General features: G+C 51.3%; 19 protein-coding genes. 10 read left to right on the top strand and 9 right to left on the bottom strand.

Annotated elements, in window-relative coordinates; genetic code table 11:
* Positions 1-3 precede the first annotated feature (3 nt).
* Positions 4-1,074 (top strand): SDR family oxidoreductase, encoded by a 1,071-nt coding sequence (locus tag DK507_RS06745; RefSeq protein WP_162558937.1) that lies wholly within the window; start codon positions 4-6, stop codon positions 1,072-1,074.
* Positions 1,075-1,082: 8 nt separating this feature from the next.
* Here the strand turns inward: DK507_RS06745 and DK507_RS06750 are convergent, their stop codons facing one another.
* On the bottom strand, positions 1,083-1,823 hold the full coding sequence (locus tag DK507_RS06750) for a glycosyltransferase (RefSeq protein WP_254054282.1): 741 nt from the start codon (positions 1,821-1,823) through the stop codon (positions 1,083-1,085).
* Positions 1,808-2,392 (bottom strand): TIGR04282 family arsenosugar biosynthesis glycosyltransferase, encoded by a 585-nt coding sequence (locus DK507_RS06755; protein ID WP_109355637.1) that lies wholly within the window; start codon positions 2,390-2,392, stop codon positions 1,808-1,810. Before DK507_RS06755 ends, DK507_RS06750 begins: the two co-directional genes overlap by 16 nt.
* Positions 2,393-2,585: 193 nt before the next feature.
* Between DK507_RS06755 and DK507_RS06760 the strand changes: the two genes are divergently transcribed.
* Together DK507_RS06760 and DK507_RS17950 are read left to right on the top strand one after the other, a co-directional pair.
* Positions 2,586-2,921, top strand: a complete 336-nt coding sequence (locus tag DK507_RS06760) for a hypothetical protein (RefSeq protein ID WP_109355638.1) — start codon at positions 2,586-2,588, stop codon at positions 2,919-2,921.
* The gene (locus DK507_RS17950) at positions 2,918-4,939 is read left to right on the top strand and encodes a glycosyltransferase (protein WP_216822351.1); all 2,022 of its coding nucleotides are present in this window, start codon (positions 2,918-2,920) and stop codon (positions 4,937-4,939) included. The genes DK507_RS06760 and DK507_RS17950 overlap by 4 nt, the downstream gene beginning before the upstream one ends.
* On the opposite strand, the gene DK507_RS06770 is transcribed toward DK507_RS17950, so the two are convergent.
* From DK507_RS06770 to DK507_RS06785, 4 genes are all read right to left on the bottom strand, one after another.
* Complete coding sequence (locus DK507_RS06770; RefSeq protein WP_109355639.1) at positions 4,936-5,886, bottom strand: DUF547 domain-containing protein; 951 nt, start codon at positions 5,884-5,886, stop codon at positions 4,936-4,938. The genes DK507_RS17950 and DK507_RS06770 overlap by 4 nt on opposite strands.
* 123 nt (positions 5,887-6,009) lie before the next feature.
* A complete protein-coding gene (locus DK507_RS06775) occupies positions 6,010-6,534 on the bottom strand; it encodes a class I SAM-dependent methyltransferase (protein WP_162558938.1) in 525 nt (174 codons plus the stop codon).
* Between the two features lie 359 nt (positions 6,535-6,893).
* On the bottom strand, positions 6,894-7,757 hold the full coding sequence (locus DK507_RS06780) for a cytochrome b (RefSeq protein ID WP_109355641.1): 864 nt from the start codon (positions 7,755-7,757) through the stop codon (positions 6,894-6,896).
* A gap of 72 nt (positions 7,758-7,829) precedes the next feature.
* Complete coding sequence (locus tag DK507_RS06785) at positions 7,830-8,471, bottom strand: nitroreductase family protein (RefSeq protein WP_109355642.1); 642 nt, start codon at positions 8,469-8,471, stop codon at positions 7,830-7,832.
* A 125-nt stretch (positions 8,472-8,596) separates the two neighbouring features.
* Here DK507_RS06785 and DK507_RS06790 point away from each other — a divergent pair, with 125 nt between their 5' ends.
* Positions 8,597-8,992, top strand: coding sequence for a helix-turn-helix domain-containing protein (locus DK507_RS06790; protein ID WP_109355643.1), 396 nt, complete (start codon positions 8,597-8,599; stop codon positions 8,990-8,992).
* A gap of 54 nt (positions 8,993-9,046) precedes the next feature.
* Here the strand turns inward: DK507_RS06790 and DK507_RS06795 are convergent, their stop codons facing one another.
* Both DK507_RS06795 and DK507_RS06800 read right to left on the bottom strand, forming a co-directional pair.
* A complete protein-coding gene (locus tag DK507_RS06795; protein ID WP_109355644.1) occupies positions 9,047-9,421 on the bottom strand; it encodes a hypothetical protein in 375 nt (124 codons plus the stop codon).
* A gap of 24 nt (positions 9,422-9,445) precedes the next feature.
* Complete coding sequence (locus DK507_RS06800) at positions 9,446-10,636, bottom strand: sialidase family protein (protein ID WP_162558939.1); 1,191 nt, start codon at positions 10,634-10,636, stop codon at positions 9,446-9,448.
* A gap of 260 nt (positions 10,637-10,896) precedes the next feature.
* On the opposite strand from DK507_RS06800, the gene DK507_RS06805 reads away from it, so the two are divergent.
* Genes DK507_RS06805 through DK507_RS06830 form a run of 6 tightly spaced genes read left to right on the top strand, consistent with a single transcriptional unit; the run spans position 10,897 to position 16,896 of the window.
* Positions 10,897-11,994 carry an ABC transporter ATP-binding protein gene (locus DK507_RS06805; protein ID WP_109355646.1) on the top strand — a complete coding sequence of 366 codons (1,098 nt, stop codon included), beginning with the start codon at positions 10,897-10,899 and terminating at the stop codon, positions 11,992-11,994.
* 2 nt (positions 11,995-11,996) lie between these two features.
* Positions 11,997-13,097: an ABC transporter ATP-binding protein gene (locus tag DK507_RS06810; protein ID WP_109355647.1), complete on the top strand. Its 1,101-nt coding sequence runs from the start codon at positions 11,997-11,999 to the stop codon at positions 13,095-13,097.
* Entirely contained in the window at positions 13,097-13,972 is an 876-nt protein-coding gene (locus tag DK507_RS06815; protein ID WP_109355648.1) for a carbohydrate ABC transporter permease, read from the top strand. Before DK507_RS06810 ends, DK507_RS06815 begins: the two co-directional genes overlap by 1 nt.
* Positions 13,973-14,013: 41 nt before the next feature.
* On the top strand, positions 14,014-14,820 hold the full coding sequence (locus tag DK507_RS06820; RefSeq protein ID WP_174209033.1) for a carbohydrate ABC transporter permease: 807 nt from the start codon (positions 14,014-14,016) through the stop codon (positions 14,818-14,820).
* A 28-nt stretch (positions 14,821-14,848) separates the two neighbouring features.
* The gene (locus tag DK507_RS06825; RefSeq protein ID WP_109355650.1) at positions 14,849-15,121 is read left to right on the top strand and encodes a DUF2160 domain-containing protein; all 273 of its coding nucleotides are present in this window, start codon (positions 14,849-14,851) and stop codon (positions 15,119-15,121) included.
* Between the two features lie 56 nt (positions 15,122-15,177).
* The gene (locus DK507_RS06830; protein WP_254054284.1) at positions 15,178-16,896 is read left to right on the top strand and encodes an ABC transporter substrate-binding protein; all 1,719 of its coding nucleotides are present in this window, start codon (positions 15,178-15,180) and stop codon (positions 16,894-16,896) included.
* A 61-nt stretch (positions 16,897-16,957) separates the two neighbouring features.
* Here DK507_RS06830 and DK507_RS06835 read toward each other — a convergent pair whose 3' ends face one another.
* Positions 16,958-19,426: a PQQ-binding-like beta-propeller repeat protein gene (locus tag DK507_RS06835; protein WP_109355651.1), complete on the bottom strand. Its 2,469-nt coding sequence runs from the start codon at positions 19,424-19,426 to the stop codon at positions 16,958-16,960.
* Between the last annotated feature and the right edge of the window lie 41 nt (positions 19,427-19,467).

Here is a 19,467-nt window from a genome sequence, read left to right on the forward strand (position 1 = left end):
ACCGTGAATATACTGCTCACAGGTGCAACAGGAACTATCGGCGGTGAGCTTACTGCGCGGTTGCTTGCTGCTGGCCATGCGGTCGTCGCGTTGATCCGGAAAACCCGTGACATATATGCAAATGACGGGCGGTTGCTGCCAGCTGGTGATTTCGCAAATGTCATGCCCGACGCCGGTTGTGCGTCTAAACTGACCGGAGATGTGACGTTACGCGGCCTTGGTCTGGATGAGACCACTATTGCTTTGCTCGGGCGTCAGATTGATCTGGTCATTCATTGTGCCGCAACGACCGATTTCAATGCCAGCGGAGCAGTGTATCGAAACGTCAATGTTCGCGGTGTCTTCAATGTTCTGGAGACGGTACCGAGAGCCCGCTTCCTTCATGTAAGCACAGCCTATGTTTGCGGCCTGAAAGACGGACGGATTGCCGAAGCGCCATGTGTAGCCGATCAGAGTTTCGCCAATGGTTATGAGCAATCAAAGGCAGCAGGAGAGGCTTTGGTGCTCGCTGCCGGAAGGCGCGCTGTCATTGCACGGCCCAGCATTGTTGTAGGCGCGCATGATGATGGCAGTTTTCATCACTTCGATAGCTTCTATCAGTTATTCCGGCTGATCGCCGAAGGTCATATTACGCGGTTGCCTGCAGCGCCCGAAGCGACGCTCGATTTTGTTCCCATTGACCATGTTGTGGGAGGGTTGACCGACATTGTCGGTCATTGGGACAAGGCAGAGGGAAAGATCATTCACCTGACGTCAGGGGCTGCTATCTCTCCCACCATGCTTGCGGAAGCCATAGGCCTGTTTGACCAGCTGGATCCGCCTAAATTCCTGGCTCCAGAGATGTTCGGTGTTCAAGGACTACCAGAATTGGAACGCCGTTTATACACACATGTTGCTGCGTTCTACGCCAGCTATTTTCAACGCTGCCCCGATTTCGGGACCGAAAACCTGCGCCGGATTAGTGGGCGGACCTGCCCCCCGGTTGATCTTGCAGCTTTGGAAAGAATGATCGAACATTGCATCAAAAGCAACTTTATCCGCGATGTAAGGCCATCCAGCACGATGGCCCAATAAACGCCGGACTAGCGGATATCTGGATATTCATCGGCCAGCCGCTCACGAGCGCCCATAGCCCACATCAATCCGACTTTCAGATATATCCAGTTGGCCCGCCAACGGCCCCATGCCGTGATCCGTCTGTCCGATGTCCAGACCCAGCGCGGTATCATCCGGATTTTGCCATAGCGCGACAGTTTGATGCAAAGATCGGCTTCTTCCATCACCGCCACCCGTTCATCGCAGCCACCAATGGCCAGAAACTGTTCTCGCCTGAAAAACATCGCATGATCACCGAATAACAGTCGCACACCGCGAAGGAACAGATGCGGCCGAGTAATGAGTGGCGCATACCATGTCTTTATCCAATTATGCAGCGTCGAACCCCAGCGTGTTCCCCGCGGCCCGGCAATACGCGGTGTGAAGCTGGCCAGACCGGTTTTACCATCGGCCATGGCGGCGCGCATCACCGCCACGGCGTCCGCAGGCAGTATACTATCGGCATGAAGCACACAGACAATCTCGCCCTCCGCTTCATGCACTCCGAAATTAATTTGTGCGCCGCGACCTTTTTTGGGCGCTGCGATGACTTGCAGTCCCGCAGTCTGAGCGAGTGCTACAGATGTATCGGAACTGCCACCATCCACAATCAGAATCTCATCCGCCGGTGGATCCAGTGATTTGACGCAATCCAAAGTGTTAGGCAATGCCCGCTCTTCATTAAGCATCGGGATTAGAATGGTAACCCGGTTCATGGATTCAGCCATGGCCATCGCTCCAGATCCTCTGGCCGGTCGCAGTCATGTAATGTCTCCAATAACTCAAAGCCAATGTCATGCTGTCTCAAACGATCAAGCGTATCGGGCATAACATGTTCTGTGCTCCAGCGCATATTCTGGAATAGAAAAGGATAGGGTTTTGCTAAACCAATAAGATAGTAGCCGCCGTCATCTGCTGGTCCAATAACTACATCGGATTTTTGCAAAGCATTGATTGCCGCGTTCACATGGTGGGCGGATAGATCAGGTGTATCGGAGCCCAAGAATATGACCGGTGCGGGGTCCATCGCGGCCAACAGACGGCTGGTCAGATCGCCTTCTACCTGCGGCACATAGGACAGGTCGCTACCCAACCATCTGGCAATGGTATTCGCATCGCCGCCGCTATACTGGATTTCAATCGGCTGACTGATTTGCTTCAGTATCTCTACGGTCCGCTCGGTCAGCTGCATATGTACGGCGGCCGCCCCGTCTGCGCCCAATGCCGGGATCAGGCGTGTTTTTGCAGATCCCGGCACCGGATAGCGGGTGAAGAGCACTAACCGAACAGTGTTCATGAGCCGGTTCCAGCCAAAAAAAGCATGCTTTAATAGTCCTTATGATGGCCGCTGAGTAGCAGATGGTTCGATTGAGACGGCTATTTCGTTACATAAATTGCAGTATTTTCAAACCGACCTGTAACAAAAAACCATTTTTCTCCGAAATTGTATTGAGGGTTCAAAACCCGGACCAAAAATTTAGGAGTATGATATGAAAATGCTGAGCTTATCTGTAGCAGCACTATCTGTGATGATCGCGGCACCGGCGTTGGCGTCAGGCGGTGGTGGCGGTGGTGGCGGTTATAGTGGAGGCGGTTTTGGCGCGTCTCAACCACGTGACCCCCGCGCTGCAGCTTATAGTAAGGGCAAAAGAGCTTTCAAAAAGCGAATTACTTGCAAGAAGTGTGAGTATAAGGGCGGCTTTACCGATGGTAAAACGGCGCGTGAAGTTGCTGCCAGGGTGAAAGCTGGCGAATTTGATCTGAAGGCCAAACAGCGACAGGCCGTGCTCTACTATATGTCGGAACGCTATAGCATCGCGCCTTGATTCAACAATCATCTGTCGCCCGTCCCAACGGCGTGGTGACCGGCTTTTCCACAATATTGACAGTGGTAGCGGCAATTGCCGTTACCACTGGACTTCTGTTGTTGTCGCACAGTGATGACGGCGCGGTCCTTCCCTATGTTGCGTTGCTAAGCCTTGGTAGCTTAACCGTATTCATTGGTATCTGGCGATCAACGGCACTGACGGCCAGAATGGTTTTTGGCGTTGCGCTGATTCTTCATGTTGTAGCGATTTTTGGCTTTGCGGCCTTTGAAGATGACTATTTCCGGTTTATTTGGGATGGCTGGCGACTGATAATCTCCGGCTCTCCCTATGGTATCGCGCCTGCCGACTTTTTTGGAAAGTCGCTCCCCGACAACGGTCTTGCACTGACCTTGGACGGGGTAAATAATCCGCATTTGCCGACAATTTATGGCCCGACGCTGCAATTCATATTCTCGCTTGCCTATCTGTTCGCCGGTACAGATCCGGCAGGGTTGCGGATATTTTTTGCGGTAATCAACCTGATCCTGGTGTTTTTGCTGCTGCGATGGACCAGTCCTGAAAAGGCGGCCTTATATGCTTGGTGCCCTCTGGTACTGGCGGAAACAATCATCCACATCCATCCCGATGGGATAATGGCGATGCTGTTGCTCGCGGGCATATTATTGGCGAAGCACTATCCGCTGTTGGCTGGTCTGTTCTTCGGACTTGCGGCCGGTGCCAAGATTGTGGCGCTCGCTCTTTGGCCCCTGCTTTTGCGCATGGGGTGGCGGGCCGTGGCATCCGCTATCGCAACACTGGCGCTTATCTATGGTATTTTTCTGGTCCAGGGGCAGGGTGCCGGTTTCGATTCAACCGGCGTTTTTGCGGCGGACTGGTATTATAATCCCATGGGCTTTGCGTTGCTTGATGTGCTGTTGCCTTCATCAATAGCAAGGCTGAGCGCCGCATTGATCGGTATTGGCATCATCATGGTTCTGCATGCGCGTACGCGCAGTTTGGAAGTCGCGCCGATAGCAATGATCTTCGGTGCCATATTGCTATTCGCACCGGCGGTGAATGCCTGGTATTTGTTGTGGATATTGCCGTTTGCGACAAAAAGCCGCATGGTCTGGCCTTTCGCGGCGGCGGTTGCATTGCCGCTTAGCTATCTGACAGGACTTAACCTTGAAAACCCGGCGTTGAGGGATTTCGAGGTGCACTGGATGGCTTGGGCGGCTCAGATCATCATATTGCTGGCCGCTGTCTGCTGGGATTATCGGCGTTTTCAAAGAGAAAAGAAAGCCAGTGATTCTGCAGAGGTTTTGTGCACACCAATAGCGCGGGCCCAAGTTGCGGTTATCATCCCGGCAATGAACGAGGAAAATTCTATCGGAGAGGTCGTTCGCGATATTGGATCGCAGAACTGGTCTGAGCCACCTTGCATCATTGTCGCCGATAATGGCTCTACGGACAGGACGGTCGAACAGGCCTTGGCCGCCGGAGCGATAATTGTACGCGAACCAAAGCGTGGCTATGGCGCTGCATGTTTGGCAGGCATATCCGCCGCCCCACCAGCTACGAATATATTTCTGTTCATGGACGGTGATGGTGCAGATGTGCCGGAGGAAGGGCCTCCTTTGATTAAGCCGCTGACAGACGGCGCGGCTGATCTGGTCATCGGATCACGGGCACTGGGGCAGAAGCAGACCGGGGCCATGACCTTCCCGCAACAGTTTGGGAATTGGCTTGCGACCCAATTGGTTTGGCTGATTTGGGGCACGAGAATGACTGATCTCGGGCCATTTCGCGCTATTCGGGCTGATGTGCTTGATCGCCTGAATATGGCGGACAGGGATTTTGGCTGGACCGTTGAGATGCAGGTAAAAGCTGTACAACAGAATATGCGCATAACCGAACGCCCGGCCAATTACCGCCGCCGTGTCGGTATATCAAAAATATCCGGTACGGTCCGCGGCGTGCTGCTCGCAGGGAACAAGATATTATATGTGATCGGACGGGAAGCGTTCTTCCGTTAAGCTTGGGCTGCTTTCGCGCGCCGCCGCCGGATGAAAAATATGATCCCGCCAACTAGCACCAACAGAACGCCGCCAGCTGCAACGCCGAGAATGGGGTTTGACCTTATGAGCCATAGGGGCGAGATAAAGTTGGAGTTCTCGGCCGAACCCGGTCCTTTGCTGTCATTGAGCCGCCAGTCATATTCCAGAAATGTGATTTCCATATCACCGCTATCGAGCGCTTCAATGTCGTCAGCAGACAGACCAAGACTGTCTGCATAGAGCGCGAAAAATTCGTCCAGCGTTTCAGCGCCGCGCCAACCCTGTTCAAAATCATCGCCATACCAGTTGAAGATGCTCGACACGGCGAGATTTCCGTCCTCAAGCCGGTTGCGGGTGCGGTCGCTCAAGAACCCCTTGGTCATCATATCCAATTGCTGGTCCAGCTTGCTGCCAACAAAGGCTTCGTTGAGCAAGGCCGGGCAACCAATGCTTGCACAGTTCACACCAAAATGGATGCGTGGGTCATTATATAGTCCGCTGCCGCGGATAATATCATGCTCGATGTTATCCAGAGATAATGTCTCTCCCAAAAGCGGAATAAAGGCCATTTGCCATGGTGACTCGGTCAACGATCCCAGCTCCTTGATCGACACCAGATCGGGATATTGGGTGAGAATTAGCTCAACCGTCCAAGCGTTATAGGCATTGATCAAAAACGCGAGCTGATGCGGTTTCGACCAGCCATCAAACTCCTCGCGGCTGACTTTTGCCATCGCATCCAGATAGGATTTCAGAGCAGCGCGATCCTCTTCAAACTTCGCATAGTTTACGGTTGAGGAACTGCCATCGGGCACCATCTCGACATTATCGGTCAAAAGAGCATCCCAGCTGGAATGGTCAAAATCTGCCGCCTGTACGGGTGCAGATGCCAGAAGTGACAATATGGCGATATAACGATGTTTCATGTCGAACCTTGCAGAATGAATATGTGGTCTGTCCCTAGTGTATGACCAATATTCGTCCCAAAACCGACAAGCGTTACAAGGCAGCAAAAAATGACCAGATGCGAATATGCCCGCCGTGCTTATTCATTTTGTGTCAACGATATAAACAGCCTGCTGATAGAATTTTGCCAATCTATGGATTTCGCTGTGACGAAGGGTGAAGCCCATCCGATCAAAAGTTTCCAGCCATTCGTCATGTGACCTGTTGCTATGGGGATGACCAATAAATTCCATGTTGGTAATCTTGTCAGTCAGCTTGGTGTAAGCGGCCTGAAATGGAGTGTCATAGACATCTTCCACAATGATCAATCTTTTTGACACGCGCGCAGCTTCCTGCAGGATTTTGTCAGGGTTAGCTATATGGTGCAACACGGTAAGGAGCAACGCGGCGTCAAATGATTGGTCTGCGAATGGCATGGTATCGCCATCATATATTGTGGGTTTCAGGTCTTCAGAGATGCTATTGTCCGCGATATCCAGTGCCATCACGCACAGTCCGTGTTCGCGGAAAACCTTTACAACGCTACCCGGACCAGAACCAACTTCCAGCAGATGGTCTCCACGCTCTATCCAGTCTTTTGTGAGCCTGTACTTTCTCTGAGCATCCATTTTCCAAATAGTGAATACGGCCGGGCCCAGAAGAGGAGTTTTCCAAAAAAGCTGCATTTAGTTTCGCCCGGTAACGGTAACATCCAATATTGGTACTGCCAGCAATATCTATAGGGCTAGTAAAACTCCATGCCAAAACCCTTTGAACAATAGGCTTTCTATGTCCGAACCCAGCTGTGCATAGGATCATGCGAGGTCGTATTTACCGGATCGACCGACGTCGCCAAGCTGATGTGCTCGATGCAACATATGTCTGTTTTAGGGATTTTGGCTTATTGAGTATCGGTATTTAAGGATGTTCAGGCTGGGTGACCCAATGTCCGCTATTCCACGAAAGGGGACACTGGAGGGCAAAGGCTTTATCCTACCATTCTTTTCAAAGCACCTTCATGCTTATCGACAAAATGATGCTTCAGCGCGCCGAGGATATGCGCGCCCAGTATGATATAGAGTAGATAAGGTAGAATATATTTATGGAATGTTCCCCAAATTATATATGCGTCGCTCTCTCCCCAGAACGGCTCCACTTCCAGCGCAAAGATATAGGTTGGATATCCATGAAAACTGGTCATCACATATCCAGTCACGGGCACAGCCAACATCATCAGGTACAACATGATATGTGCCCGGTGCGCCCATCTATGCTCCACCGGTTTGAGTGATGCATCGAGCGCGGGACGTCTTGATTTTTGGTTCCAAAGTAACCGAGCTACAAGCAGAACGAAAACCAGCACTCCTATTGTTTTATGCACGACATAATAGTGATTTCGGAACCACGTATCCTCCGGGATCATCGATGCAAAAATACCTATGGGAATAAGAATAATGAACAATATCGCTGTCGTCCAGTGAAGCATGCGCGAAACAAATCCGTAGCGATCAGATTCGTTTTCCAGGCGTAATTCCAGCGCGTTGCTGGTTTTGGCTTGCCTATAGGCAGCCAGCAAAAGCATTAACGCAGCTCCAAGCGCAACGGCTGTCTGCAACCACAACATGATCGGCTTTGCGGAATCCATCGGGGTCTGATTTGGCTTCGGGTTTTCCAGTATGCCTGTTCCCAATATTATCACGAACCATATGACGATCGCCAAACACCCCATTGCAGCAAGTAACGTGCCGAATGCACGGACCCGGGGCGTGCGATAATTCATGAACCACGCGGTCAAAACCGATGAGATAATGATCGCCAGTGCAATCCAGCTTTCACCATTTGATATGGCCATTGGGTTTCCCTTTGTATCTGGAAGTTATAGTTGTTGCGTCATCAATGTTCTGTATCGGGCAATGGCAGCACTTTAGTCGACTTGCGTAATCATGGTTTCGCTTGATTTGCGTACCTTTGGCATCGGCAAGAGCCAATCGCCCGTCGGATCACGATATCCCAACGGCAAAAGCACAACGGATCGCAGGCCGCGTTCTTTCAGGCCCAGAATTTTGTCCACCGCGGCGGGATCAAACCCTTCCATCGGTGTGCTGTCGACTTCCTGCTCTGCGGCGGCGACCAAGGCTACCCCCAAGGCAATATAGGCTTGACGTGCCGTATGGGCGTAGTTGACCTCGGCTTCGCGAGGCACATAATTGGCCTTCAGGTTGCCATAATAGTCGTGTATCAGCGGTATCTCGCCTCGTGCTTTGATATTCAGTGTGGTCACTTCGTCGATACGTTCATTGGTATAATTGTCCCAAGCCGCAAAAATCAGAAGATGAGAGCCGTCGGTAATAGGTGTCTGGTCGCCAGCGGCCATGCGAATTTTGGCCAGAACTTTCGGATTGGTAACCAGTATAATCTCAAACGGCTGTGTACCACTTGACGTAGGTGCCAGGCGAATAGCCTCAAGAATGGCGTCCACCTTTTCCTGCGGTACCTTTTTGGCAGGATCCATCTTCTTGGTGGCATAGCGCCAGTTCAACAATTCGATCAGGGTTTTATCGGTCATCTAGTAGTTCCTCTTGTCAGAGCTCTTGTTAGCCAGTATACTTTTGTAACCGACGATATATTGGGAACTGGATCTTCCCGCAAGAAGGCACATTTTTGAGCCTTGGTTACATGGAAGGAACTAGTATGTCAGAATCAGAATCCGTTTCGCAGCAATGCCCTGATTGCAAACGCATAAACGAGGTTCTGACCCGCGTTGGCGACCGCTGGAGCGTACTGGTGATCATATCGCTTTCCCAGTATGGGACGCTGCGGTTCAATGAACTGAAACGCAATCTGGGAATCTCGCAACGGATGCTCAGTCGTACCTTGCGCGAGCTGGAGCGGGACGGTCTTGTCAATCGCACCTACCATCCGACCATTCCGCCCAAGGTAGAATATAACCTGACAGCAATGGGCGAGTCATTTTGTGAACCCGTTAACGCGTTGGGACATTGGGCACTGAAGAACCTCTCCAGAATCGACGCAGCTCGTGAGAGTTTCGATATTGCAAAAGAGATGCAAAACGCGGCGTCCGCTTAGCGTTTGTCTACGCGCCCAGTACGGACATTGGATAGTTAGTCAATACAGGATGCTCTATCCATCAACTTTTGACTTTGCCCATTTTTTCCACGCAGCAACATCATAACCGAAATGCTCGCCGCTGACGGCGGTCAGCGTACCGATCACTTGTGACCTGAGCCATGGAGGATCATTGGCGAAATCCAGTCTTGCCAACAACGCCTCTATTGTTTCTCGATCATCCTGTCCGGAAGCTGCGACGGCTCTTAGTGCGCTCAGCTCTATCTCAAAATATTTTTCGTAACTGTTCGGCGGAGAGGTCCAGGGGTCCTTCAGATATGAAATCGGTACATTTGCATGACCGGCTCTCTCCATACCCGATAAAAGGACTGCACGCGCAATATCTCTAGCTCTGAGCTCCATATTGCCGCCGAATGCGCGTACCGTCACAGGCGGTATTTCTACTTTCAAACGCTAGGCAAAAAAACCCGAGGGCGCGCCATTGGTGGAAGCTTGAACTATTAGTCTGCGAACTTCACTTCTGCCGGCATCGATATAGGTAGACGGGTCGGATAATAGCGCGTCGATTTTCTGGCCTGCAGCCGCCCAATCCATTGCTGTTTTTTTCGCCGGGAGTTGCGAGATGAGTTTGGGCGGCTTGTTGTCCAAGGGAATGACATGCTCACTAGGACCCCAGACAATGCCTCGTCCATCGTCTCCTGCTCCGGCGACATAGATTCCTCCTGCAATTGCCTGAATGGATACCGGGCGACCGTTTTCAAGATCGCCATGCCGCGTCCAGCTATCGCCAGTCTGGCTCGACCATAGCCGCCCATCATTGGAAACGACCCAGAGTTGATCACCATCACTGGCCAAATCGACGAATGCTCCCTTAAAGCCAACGCGGATGGACCTTCTCCCGTCAAAGCGCCAGATTTCCCTCTCACGGCCACGTCCGACAATTCCAAAGAGCCCCTCTCTGTGCACCCTCAGGCCGTTAAAATAACGATTAGGCGGCCAACTGCTGACGGTCTGGAAACCAGAGCCAGTCCACCTGACAAGACGTTTAACCTTGGTGTCTTTCAGCGAAGCATAAGTTTCGTCATTAAATAGGAGCATCTCCTTGATCCGGCTGACATGCGTAGACGGCGTCGGGTGGATATAAAATTCTTCCCAACTGCGCCCCGCATCCCTTGATCGTTGCAGACCAGCGTTACGCGTTCCGGTAATTGCCAGCAATCCATCGTTCCATTCCAGCAACTGGCTGGTGTGATAAATTGGCGAATTGGGAATGATCAAAGGGCTCCAAGTTACACCATCGGTAACCTCGACAACGCCTTCACCGGCAGATTGCAGTGCATCCTCGAACGGCCAGTAAAGTAATCCCTTGTAGACCAGTGGATGCCCAGCATCCTGACTGTATAAATGCCGTTCATATCTCGTTTCGCGCGTGTCGGGATCGAAACTCCAGATATCGGCCGAATTGTGATTGCGACCCTTGACCGAGTTAGCGAACCATAATTTGCCCCGATATCCGATCAGCCGGGATGCAACTGGCCAAGGACCAACTTGCGCGATGACATCCAGCCGTAATTTCTTGGTTTCTTGTCCTGCACTGTCCGACGAAGGATTGGCAACAGAACCGCGTGTAAAATAGAAAGTCATGATAACGGCGAGACACGCAAGTAAAGCTAACATCATACCATTGCGGGAAATTTGCATATTTCGGGTCTACGAACCATTGGCCCAATTGCAATGCATTTTCTATATGCTTTGGGCATCAATTGATGCCATAGCGTAGTGGCAACCCTTCATTCGAAAGGGCGCTGCATATTGTCATTGGGAGAAAAGATGCTCAGAATCGCGGCCTATCTGGCGAAATCCAAAATAGGCCAACCATCAAACGCGTGCATTGGGAATGGTTCATGAGTTTGCGACTTCATGGGATCTCCAAAATATCCAATGGTGAGACGCATATCTATGCCACCGATCTGGAATTGCAGAAAGGAACGATGAACGTTCTGCTCGGACCAACATCATCCGGCAAGACTTCCTTGATGCGTCTCATGGCTGGGCTCGACAGGCCAGATACTGGCAAAGTCTTTTGGGACAATGTGGATGTGACGAAAAAGCGCGTGCAGAATCGCGATATTGCGATGGTGTACCAGCAATTCGTCAATTACCCCTCGATGACGGTCTATGACAATATTGCGTCACCGCTGAAGTTGCAGAAGAAGTCCGCGGCGGAAATTGATGCAAAAGTGCAGGAAATGGCTGAACTGCTCAAACTGACTTCTATTCTTGATAGCAAACCCAATGAAATATCGGGCGGACAACAGCAGCGATGCGCGATGGCGCGAGCATTGGCGAAAGATGTCGGTCTGGTCCTCATGGATGAGCCGCTTGCAAATCTGGACTATAAATTGCGGGAAGAGCTGCGCGTAGAAATTCCGCGGCTTTTTGATGCGTCCGGAAGTATTTTTGTTTACGCAACGACAGAGCCGGAAGAGGCGCTTTTGCTTGGTGGAAACACCGCGACCCTCTGGAACGGCCGGGTAACACAATATGGGAAGGCTATGGATGTCTATCGCAATCCCGTGGATGAGACGACCGCTCGCGTTTACTCCGACCCGCCGATGAATTTTGTGTCGGTCCAGAAGGATGACGCAGTTGTTCATTTTCCAAATGGGCAATCGACAAAACTGAACGATGATTTGGCATGCTTGCCCAATGGCGAATATCGGGCCGGATTTCGTGCCCATCATCTCGAAATGAGTGATGGCCAGTCTGGGGCCATTGAATTTACCGCGAAACTCATCGTCACAGAACTTACCGGGTCAGACACATATATTCACGTCAATGCAATGGATGAAAGGTGGATCGGCTTGATCCCCGGGCTTCAGACTTTTGAAGTTGGGCAAGTGCTGAAAGTTTCCCTAGACCCTAAAAATATCTTCTTTTTTGATAAGGACAAGAAGCTGGTTGCGTCACCAAATCATGAACCTGAAAAGCCGGGAGCATAGATTTGGCCTCCATAACCCTCGAAAATCTGGCGCATAGCTACCTCCCCGATCCGGGTGGGGATCATGATTTCGCTCTCAAGGAAGTCAATCATATATGGGAGGATGGGCGAGCCTATGCATTATTGGGCCCCAGCGGATGCGGTAAGACAACGTTACTCAATATAATTTCCGGCTTGCTCACACCAACGAGCGGGCGCGTTTTATTTGGCGACAAAGATGTTACCGGATCATCAACAGCAGAACGCAATATTGCGCAGGTTTTTCAGTTTCCAGTTGTCTATGACACAATGACGGTTAGGCAAAATTTGGCATTCCCATTGCGCAATCGGGGCATGGAGGCCGACTATGTCTCCGAGCGTGTAGAGCGGATCGCGCAGATGATCGGCCTGGAAGCAGATCTTCATAGAAAAGCGCGAGGGCTAACCTCCGACCTGAAACAGAAAATCTCGCTGGGACGCGGTATGGTTCGGGGCGACGTGAACGCGATCCTTTTCGATGAACCTTTGACAGTCATCGATCCCCATCTGAAATGGGAATTGCGGACTCAGCTCAAGTCGCTGCACCGGGAATTTGGGCACACAATGATTTATGTGACCCATGATCAAACGGAAGCCCTGACCTTCGCAGAGAAAGTGGTGGTGATGCATGAGGGCCGGGTGGTGCAAATCGGAACCCCGAAAGAGCTTTTCGAAACACCGGCGCATGTCTTCGTGGGTTATTTTATTGGTTCTCCCGGAATGAACTTCATTCCTGTTTCTGTCATAGAAAACAAAGCCCACATAAATGGCGAAACGATCCATCTCCATCATGATTATGGAAACCCGCAGGGTGATATTCTTTTAGGGATACGTCCTGAGTTCGTTCGGTTGAGTAAAAGCGATGGATTGCCGGTTCAAATAAACCGTATTCGGGATGTTGGTAGACATAAATTCATCAATGCAACATTGTTTGATGTTGAAATCAACATCTCTGCCGACGAGGGTTTCGAAATTGAATCGGACATGGCCAAGATAGCATTTGATCCGACCAACGTCGGCATATTCTGCGATGATTGGCGCTTGAATGGCAAAGCGATTGATCAAGGCAACGGGGGCACGGTTTAGTGGAAAAGACCGTTAATCAGCGTGCTTGGCTTCTGGTGCTGCCGGTATTGGTCCTCGTCGCATTTTCATCAATCATCCCGATGATGACGGTGGTCAATTATTCTTTCCAGGATAGTTTTGGAGAGAATATATTTTTCTGGGTCGGACTGGAATGGTATCAGGAACTGCTCCGATCGGAACGATTGTGGGATGCGTTGGGCCGCCAGCTGCTCTTCTCTTTCACCATTCTCATGATCGAAATTCCTTTGGGCATCCTGGTGGCACTAAGCATGCCGAAAAAGGGAATCTCAGCCTCGATCTGCCTGGTTCTCATGTCTTTGCCATTGCTAATCCCTTACAATGTTGTTGGGACGATCTGGCAGGTATTCGGGCGTGCAGATATCGGACTGCTCGGCCGTGTTTTGTCTGATTTGGGCATCTCTTACAATTATTCCCAAAATGCTTTTGACGCTTGGGTCACCGTGATAATTATGGACGTCTGGCACTGGACATCATTGGTTGCGCTTCTGGCCTATGCCGGACTTCGCTCTATCCCGAAGGCTTACTATCAAGCCGCTATGATCGATCAGGCAAGCCGGTGGAGCGTTTTTCGATATATCGAACTGCCGAAAATGCGAGGCGTCTTGATGATCGCGATCTTGCTGCGGTTCATGGACAGCTTCATGATCTATACGGAGCCATTTGTTCTCACCGGCGGTGGCCCGGGAAATGCTACGACATTCTTATCGATAGATTTGGTGAAAATGGCACTTGGACAATTTGATTTGGGTCCCGCGGCCGCATTCTCATTGATGTATTTTCTCGTCATTCTGCTGATTTCCTATGTGTTCTACACCGTCATGATAACCATCGATAAAGATGAGGCGAAGCAATGAGCGAGAACCGGCATCCAACGAAAAAGCGCGGCTCAGTGGCGATGCCAAGAGCCCGCATAGGGGCTCTCGTGATGACCTTATATTTGGTTTTCCTGCTGGTCCCGATCTATTGGTTGATCATCATGAGTTTCAAATCAAACTCTGAAATATTGAGCACGTTCACGCTTTTTCCCGACAATTTCACTCTGAAAAATTATGGCACCATCCTCACTGATCCATCTTGGTATATGGGCTATGTGAACAGCTTCATATATGTTTCGCTCAATACAGTAATTTCTCTTCTTGTCGCATTGCCGGCAGCTTATGCCTTTAGTCGCTATCGATTTTTCGGCGACAATCATCTGTTTTTCTGGCTCCTCACAAATCGCATGGCACCGCCAGCAGTGTTTGCTTTGCCGTTCTTTCAACTCTATTCCAGCGTGTCTTTGTTCGATACCCATATTGCCGTTGCCTTGGCGCATTGCCTGTTCAATGTTCCGCTCGCTGTTTGGATATTGGAAGGCTTTATGCGCGGAGTTCCAAGGGAAATTGACGAAACAGCCTTCATTGATGGCTACGGATTTACGAGATTCTTCACAAAAATCTTTATTCCCATGATCGCGCCGGGAATTGGCGTCACCGCCTTCTTCTGTTTCATGTTTAGCTGGGTCGAACTATTGCTGAGCCGCACGCTGACCAGTGTGGATGCAAAACCGATTACCGCGATCATGACCCGGACTGTTTCTGCATCCGGTCTTGATTGGGGTGTGCTTGCCGCGGCAGGCGTTTTGACAATCATACCGGGTGCGATTGTGATCTATTTTGTCCGCAATCACATCGCCAAGGGTTTCGCCCTTGGCCGGGTTTAGATAAGCGCAACATGGGAGGGACATTTTAATGGAATGGATGGCCTGGACGCTACCTACTGCCATATTCTTTCTATCTATCGGCGCTATGCTGATTGGCATGGGATTATTGCACATAAAATATCCCAGTACCCCCAGAGTCGGCGTACTCGGAATAGAAACAATGCGCGGTGACAGGCTATTCATCTCCCTCCTGGGCTCTGCCTTTATCAATCTTGCGTGGATTGGCCTGCTGGACGCACCGCAATATGGTGCGCTAATCATTTGTGGCTTATTTGCAATATTCGTATTTCGCTGGGTATAAAATCAAAAGATCGGATTAATGAAATGAGAAATTTTCGAACAGCAGCAATCCTTTGCATGAGCATGGCTGCGCTATCCTGTTCAGATTCCACAGAAACAGACAACGGTGCGCGGAATGACATCGACATATCCGATCCGGCAGGCGCAGCGAGCAAATTTCTGGATGAAGAGATTGGCGAACTCTCCAGTCTCAACCGGGAAGAGCAAGAAGCCGAATTGGCCTGGTTCACGGAGGCCGCAAAACCGTTCAGGGGTATGGAAATCTCGGTAGTATCGGAAACGATTGCCACTCATGAATATGAATCCAAAGTACTGGCACCCGCCTTTACAGCCATTACGGGAATCAGGGTCACCCATGACCTTATCGGTGAAGGTGATGTGGTTGAGAAACTGCAAACGCAGATGCAGTCGAACGAGAATATCTATGATGCCTACGTCAATGACTCAGACCTGATTGGGACGCATTGGCGCTATCAACAGGTTCGCAATCTTACGGATTGGATGGCCGGCGAGGGCAGTGATGTCACCAGTCCGGGATTGGATCTTGCCGATTTTATCGGAACCGACTTCACCACCGGTCCAGATAAAAAATTATACCAATTGCCCGACCAGCAATTCGCGAATCTTTATTGGTTCCGATATGATTGGTTCACCGATCCCAAGATCAAAGCCGAATTCAAAGCACAATATGGATATGACCTGGGCGTGCCGGTCAACTGGTCGGCCTATGAAGATATTGCTGAATTCTTCACCGGCCGAGAGATTGATGGCAAAAAAGTCTATGGCAACATGGACTATGGCAAGAAAGACCCATCATTGGGATGGCGTTTTACCGATGCCTGGATGTCGATGGCCGGCATGGGATCGGTTGGTGAACCCAATGGACTGCCAGTTGACGAATGGGGCATACGAGTAAACAATAAATCGCAACCGGTCGGGTCCTGTGTTGCGAGGGGCGGGGCCACCAATTCACCCGCTGCGGTCTATGCAGTAGCCAAATATTCCAAATGGCTTTCCGATTATGCACCGCCATCAGCAGCTGGCATGACATTTTCAGAGGCTGGGCCGGTGCCGTCACAAGGTGCCATTGCGCAGCAAATGTTTTGGTACACCACGTTCACCGCCAATATGGTCGGTGAGGAGGCATCTGCGGTCCTCTACGAAGACGGAACACCGCGATGGCGCATGGCACCCAGTCCCCACGGTGCTTATTGGGAAGACGGCATGAAAGTGGGGTATCAGGATGCCGGTGCCTGGACGCTCATGAAATCCACACCGATAAAACGAGCCAAAGCGGCATGGCTGTACGCACAGTTCGTGACCTCGAAAACCGTAGACGTCAAAAAAGCCCATGTCGGACTGACATTCATTCGAGAGTCGACCATCCAACATGAATCCTTCACGGAGCGTGCCCCAAAACTGGGCGGACTGGTGGAGTTTTACCGCTCACCGGCTCGCACGCAGTGGTCGCCGACCGGGACCAATGTACCTGACTATCCCCGCTTGGCGCAGCTTTGGTGGCAAAATATTGGCGATGCTTCGTCAGGCACCAAAACACCGCAAGCAGCCCTCAATGCCCTATGCGAACAGCAAGAACGTGTCCTCAGCCGGCTCGAGCGATCTGGATTGCAAGGCGATCTCGGTCCCAGACTGAATGAAGAACGAGACAATGCTTATTGGTTGAACCAACCCGGATCACCCAAAGCCAAGCTAGCGAATGAGAAGCCCAAGCCGGTGACAATCGAATATGATAAGCTAATCGCCGCCTGGCAGTAAGGTAGTCCATCTTCAAACTTATCGCATCGGACAATAGAGTTTGCTAAAACTGGACCGTGATTCAGTCATTGTCCAATGCATAAGCAATCACGTAGCCACCGTTGCCGTCTCGAACATCTTGTGAGTCCAGATATTGGTTTGTGACTGGGTCCCGCGGATAGCGCCAGGTTGGATTCGGGACCGTCACGATAAGATATTGCTTACCGTCTTTTTTTGACCGGTAGGACATCGGTGTAGATTGTCCGTTGCCAGGCAAATCTGCTTTCCATTTTTCTTCTCCGCTACGGATATCAAAAGCACGAACCTTGCTGTCCATGGTCGAGCTCAAGAATGTCAATCCCCCGCGCGTTGTCAATGTGCCTGCGCGTATTGCCGTTCCGACATCATACGGAATGCCTGAGCGCAAGTTAAACGGGCCGGAACTGCTCATGTCACCAGCGGGCCTGCTCCACAGCAATTCCTTGCTATTCAGATCCATGACTGCAATGCGCGACCATGGCGGTTCGAAGCAGGGGACCTGCGTACCAAGCCGCGACATGAAAGGCATGGGCAGACCAAAAAACTTGATCCGCCGGTGGTCAAAGGGGTTATCCGCATCAGGCTCTCCCATTTTCGGCATCGGACCATCCGGGTCCATGCGAACGGCTGGATGATCTTTGCCCAACAAAAGGCCTCCAAGCGGACCGGCTTCTGCAACTTGTTCTGGAGTCACCAAAATCAATCGATGGGCCAACATCATCGGTGCTGCGATCAACAGACCGTTATCGGCATCGACCGAGACACTGCCCCAATTAAATCCACCAAAATTGCCAGGGTAGAGCATGGTTCCCGTGTTCGTGATGCCGGTTGGAACGGTTGGCGGCGTGTACATGCCCTCATAGCGCATGGTGCGATATTCGATCCGGCACACCAACTGATCAATCGGCGTCAGACCCCACATGTCTTTCTCATACCGATAGGGATGAAAATTGGGGAGCGGGGAAGCAGGCTGGGTGGCGGAGAGATATTCTCCATCAACCGCGCCCTGCGGTGCCGGTTTTTCAGGAATGGGATGCACAGGCTCGCCATTGCGCCGATCAAGTAAGAAGATATCACCCATTTTGGTTGGTACGGCGACAGATGGCACTTTCTTGCCATCCTTGGTCACATCCACCAGCACCGGCTGTGCGGGTACATCATAGTCCCAGACATCATGATGGACGGTTTGATATTTCCAGCGCGGCTCACCGGTCGCGGCATCAATGGCCACCACAGCGGATGACCATTCATCGTCAAATTCGCGGCGCTCCCCGCCAAAATAGTCCGGCGCCGCATTGCCTGTGGGTGCGTAGATCAGGTTCAACTCTGGATCGTAGCTCATGAGCGACCAGACGTTGGGAGTCCCGGGCGTGTAAGTCTCACCTGCCGCTGGTTCGCCGTGCTGGCCGGCATTGCCCAAATCCCATGCCCAGGAAAATTCACCGCTGATCGCGTTAAAGGCCCTGACCACGCCGGATGGCAGCCCTAGATTCTGGGAATCGTTTACCAAACCACCAACGACCAGATTGTCGCCGGCGACCAGTGGCGGCGATGTATGATAATAGTCGCCAACCGGATGGTCGCCCATGCCCTGTCGCAAGTCGACAATGCCGTTGTCGCCAAAATCGCTGCAGGGCTTTCCGGTGATGGCATCTATGGCAATCAGACTGGCATTGACAGTCGCTGTCACGATCCGGCTCGGGCACTGGCCTTCATATTCCTCGCTCGATTCATAATAACCGAGGCCGCGACAGGTTTTGGCATATTGATGGGTCGCTGGTGGCTCAAGGCCGGGCTCATAACGCCAAATTTCTTTACCGGTGCTGTCGTCGATAGCGATAACAACATTCAGCGCCGCACAGATATATAGCATGCCGTTGACATTAAGCGGCGTGGCTTTGAAATCCTCTTCTACTCCGGTACGGTAACGCCATACTTCTTTCAGCCCGCTAACCGTTTCAGCATTAATATCGGTCAGTTGGGCAAAACGGGTACCGCCGGCATCATTACCATAGTGACGCCAGTCGGAAACGGCATCATTGGCGTTCGCTTCCCGAACCGTTCCGGTACCATTTTGGATATAACCTTGCATCGAAGCAAGCAGCAGAGCGGCAACTGCCGCCAGGCTTGGACCACCAACCCACCAGCGGTTTGAAGGTGCCGGCCCGTCGTCCTCGGCGTCAGCTTTGAGCGAACGACGGTACCAAGGCGTCAGAAACCATAGTCCAACGACCAGCCAAGCGGCCAGTCGTGGCAAGAGTGCCAGGAAGTGCAGCTCTGCCTCAAAGAGTGACCAGATGAGCGTGACGAGCAATATGGCCGCATATATTTTCGGTGCTTTATTGCTCCGTTTTTGCGCCAATATCGCGACCGCAATCGTAGCGATACCAGCCAGTATGTAATAGAAGCTGCCGCCCAGATAGACAAGAAATCCGCCCAATAAACTAAGGGTCAGACCAATCAACCAAAGCAGAACGATAAAAACCCAATGCATGATTTTAGAGAAGTTCATTTGAGTATTCCTGTCGGTTCTGCTGTTCGAAAGATATTCAG

The sequence above is a fragment of the Sphingorhabdus sp. EL138 genome (assembly GCF_900258045.1).
Lineage (GTDB): Bacteria > Pseudomonadota > Alphaproteobacteria > Sphingomonadales > Sphingomonadaceae > Parasphingorhabdus.

Excerpts from the sequence above, each read along its gene's own strand:
- DK507_RS06750 (WP_254054282.1), bottom strand. The coding sequence starts at position 1,823 with ATGGCTGAATCCATGAACCGGGTTACCATTCTAATCCCGATGCTTAAT.
- DK507_RS06755 (WP_109355637.1), bottom strand. The coding sequence starts at position 2,392 with ATGAACACTGTTCGGTTAGTGCTCTTCACCCGCTATCCGGTGCCGGGA.
- DK507_RS06760 (WP_109355638.1), top strand. The coding sequence starts at position 2,586 with ATGAAAATGCTGAGCTTATCTGTAGCAGCACTATCTGTGATGATCGCG.
- DK507_RS06770 (WP_109355639.1), bottom strand. The coding sequence starts at position 5,886 with ATGAAACATCGTTATATCGCCATATTGTCACTTCTGGCATCTGCACCC.
- DK507_RS06775 (WP_162558938.1), bottom strand. The coding sequence starts at position 6,534 with ATGGATGCTCAGAGAAAGTACAGGCTCACAAAAGACTGGATAGAGCGT.
- DK507_RS06780 (WP_109355641.1), bottom strand. The coding sequence starts at position 7,757 with ATGGCCATATCAAATGGTGAAAGCTGGATTGCACTGGCGATCATTATC.
- DK507_RS06785 (WP_109355642.1), bottom strand. The coding sequence starts at position 8,471 with ATGACCGATAAAACCCTGATCGAATTGTTGAACTGGCGCTATGCCACC.
- DK507_RS06790 (WP_109355643.1), top strand. The coding sequence starts at position 8,597 with ATGTCAGAATCAGAATCCGTTTCGCAGCAATGCCCTGATTGCAAACGC.
- DK507_RS06800 (WP_162558939.1), bottom strand. The coding sequence starts at position 10,636 with ATGACTTTCTATTTTACACGCGGTTCTGTTGCCAATCCTTCGTCGGAC.
- DK507_RS06805 (WP_109355646.1), top strand. The coding sequence starts at position 10,897 with ATGAGTTTGCGACTTCATGGGATCTCCAAAATATCCAATGGTGAGACG.
- DK507_RS06820 (WP_174209033.1), top strand. The coding sequence starts at position 14,014 with ATGCCAAGAGCCCGCATAGGGGCTCTCGTGATGACCTTATATTTGGTT.
- DK507_RS06825 (WP_109355650.1), top strand. The coding sequence starts at position 14,849 with ATGGAATGGATGGCCTGGACGCTACCTACTGCCATATTCTTTCTATCT.
- DK507_RS06830 (WP_254054284.1), top strand. The coding sequence starts at position 15,178 with ATGAGCATGGCTGCGCTATCCTGTTCAGATTCCACAGAAACAGACAAC.
- DK507_RS06835 (WP_109355651.1), bottom strand. The coding sequence starts at position 19,426 with ATGAACTTCTCTAAAATCATGCATTGGGTTTTTATCGTTCTGCTTTGG.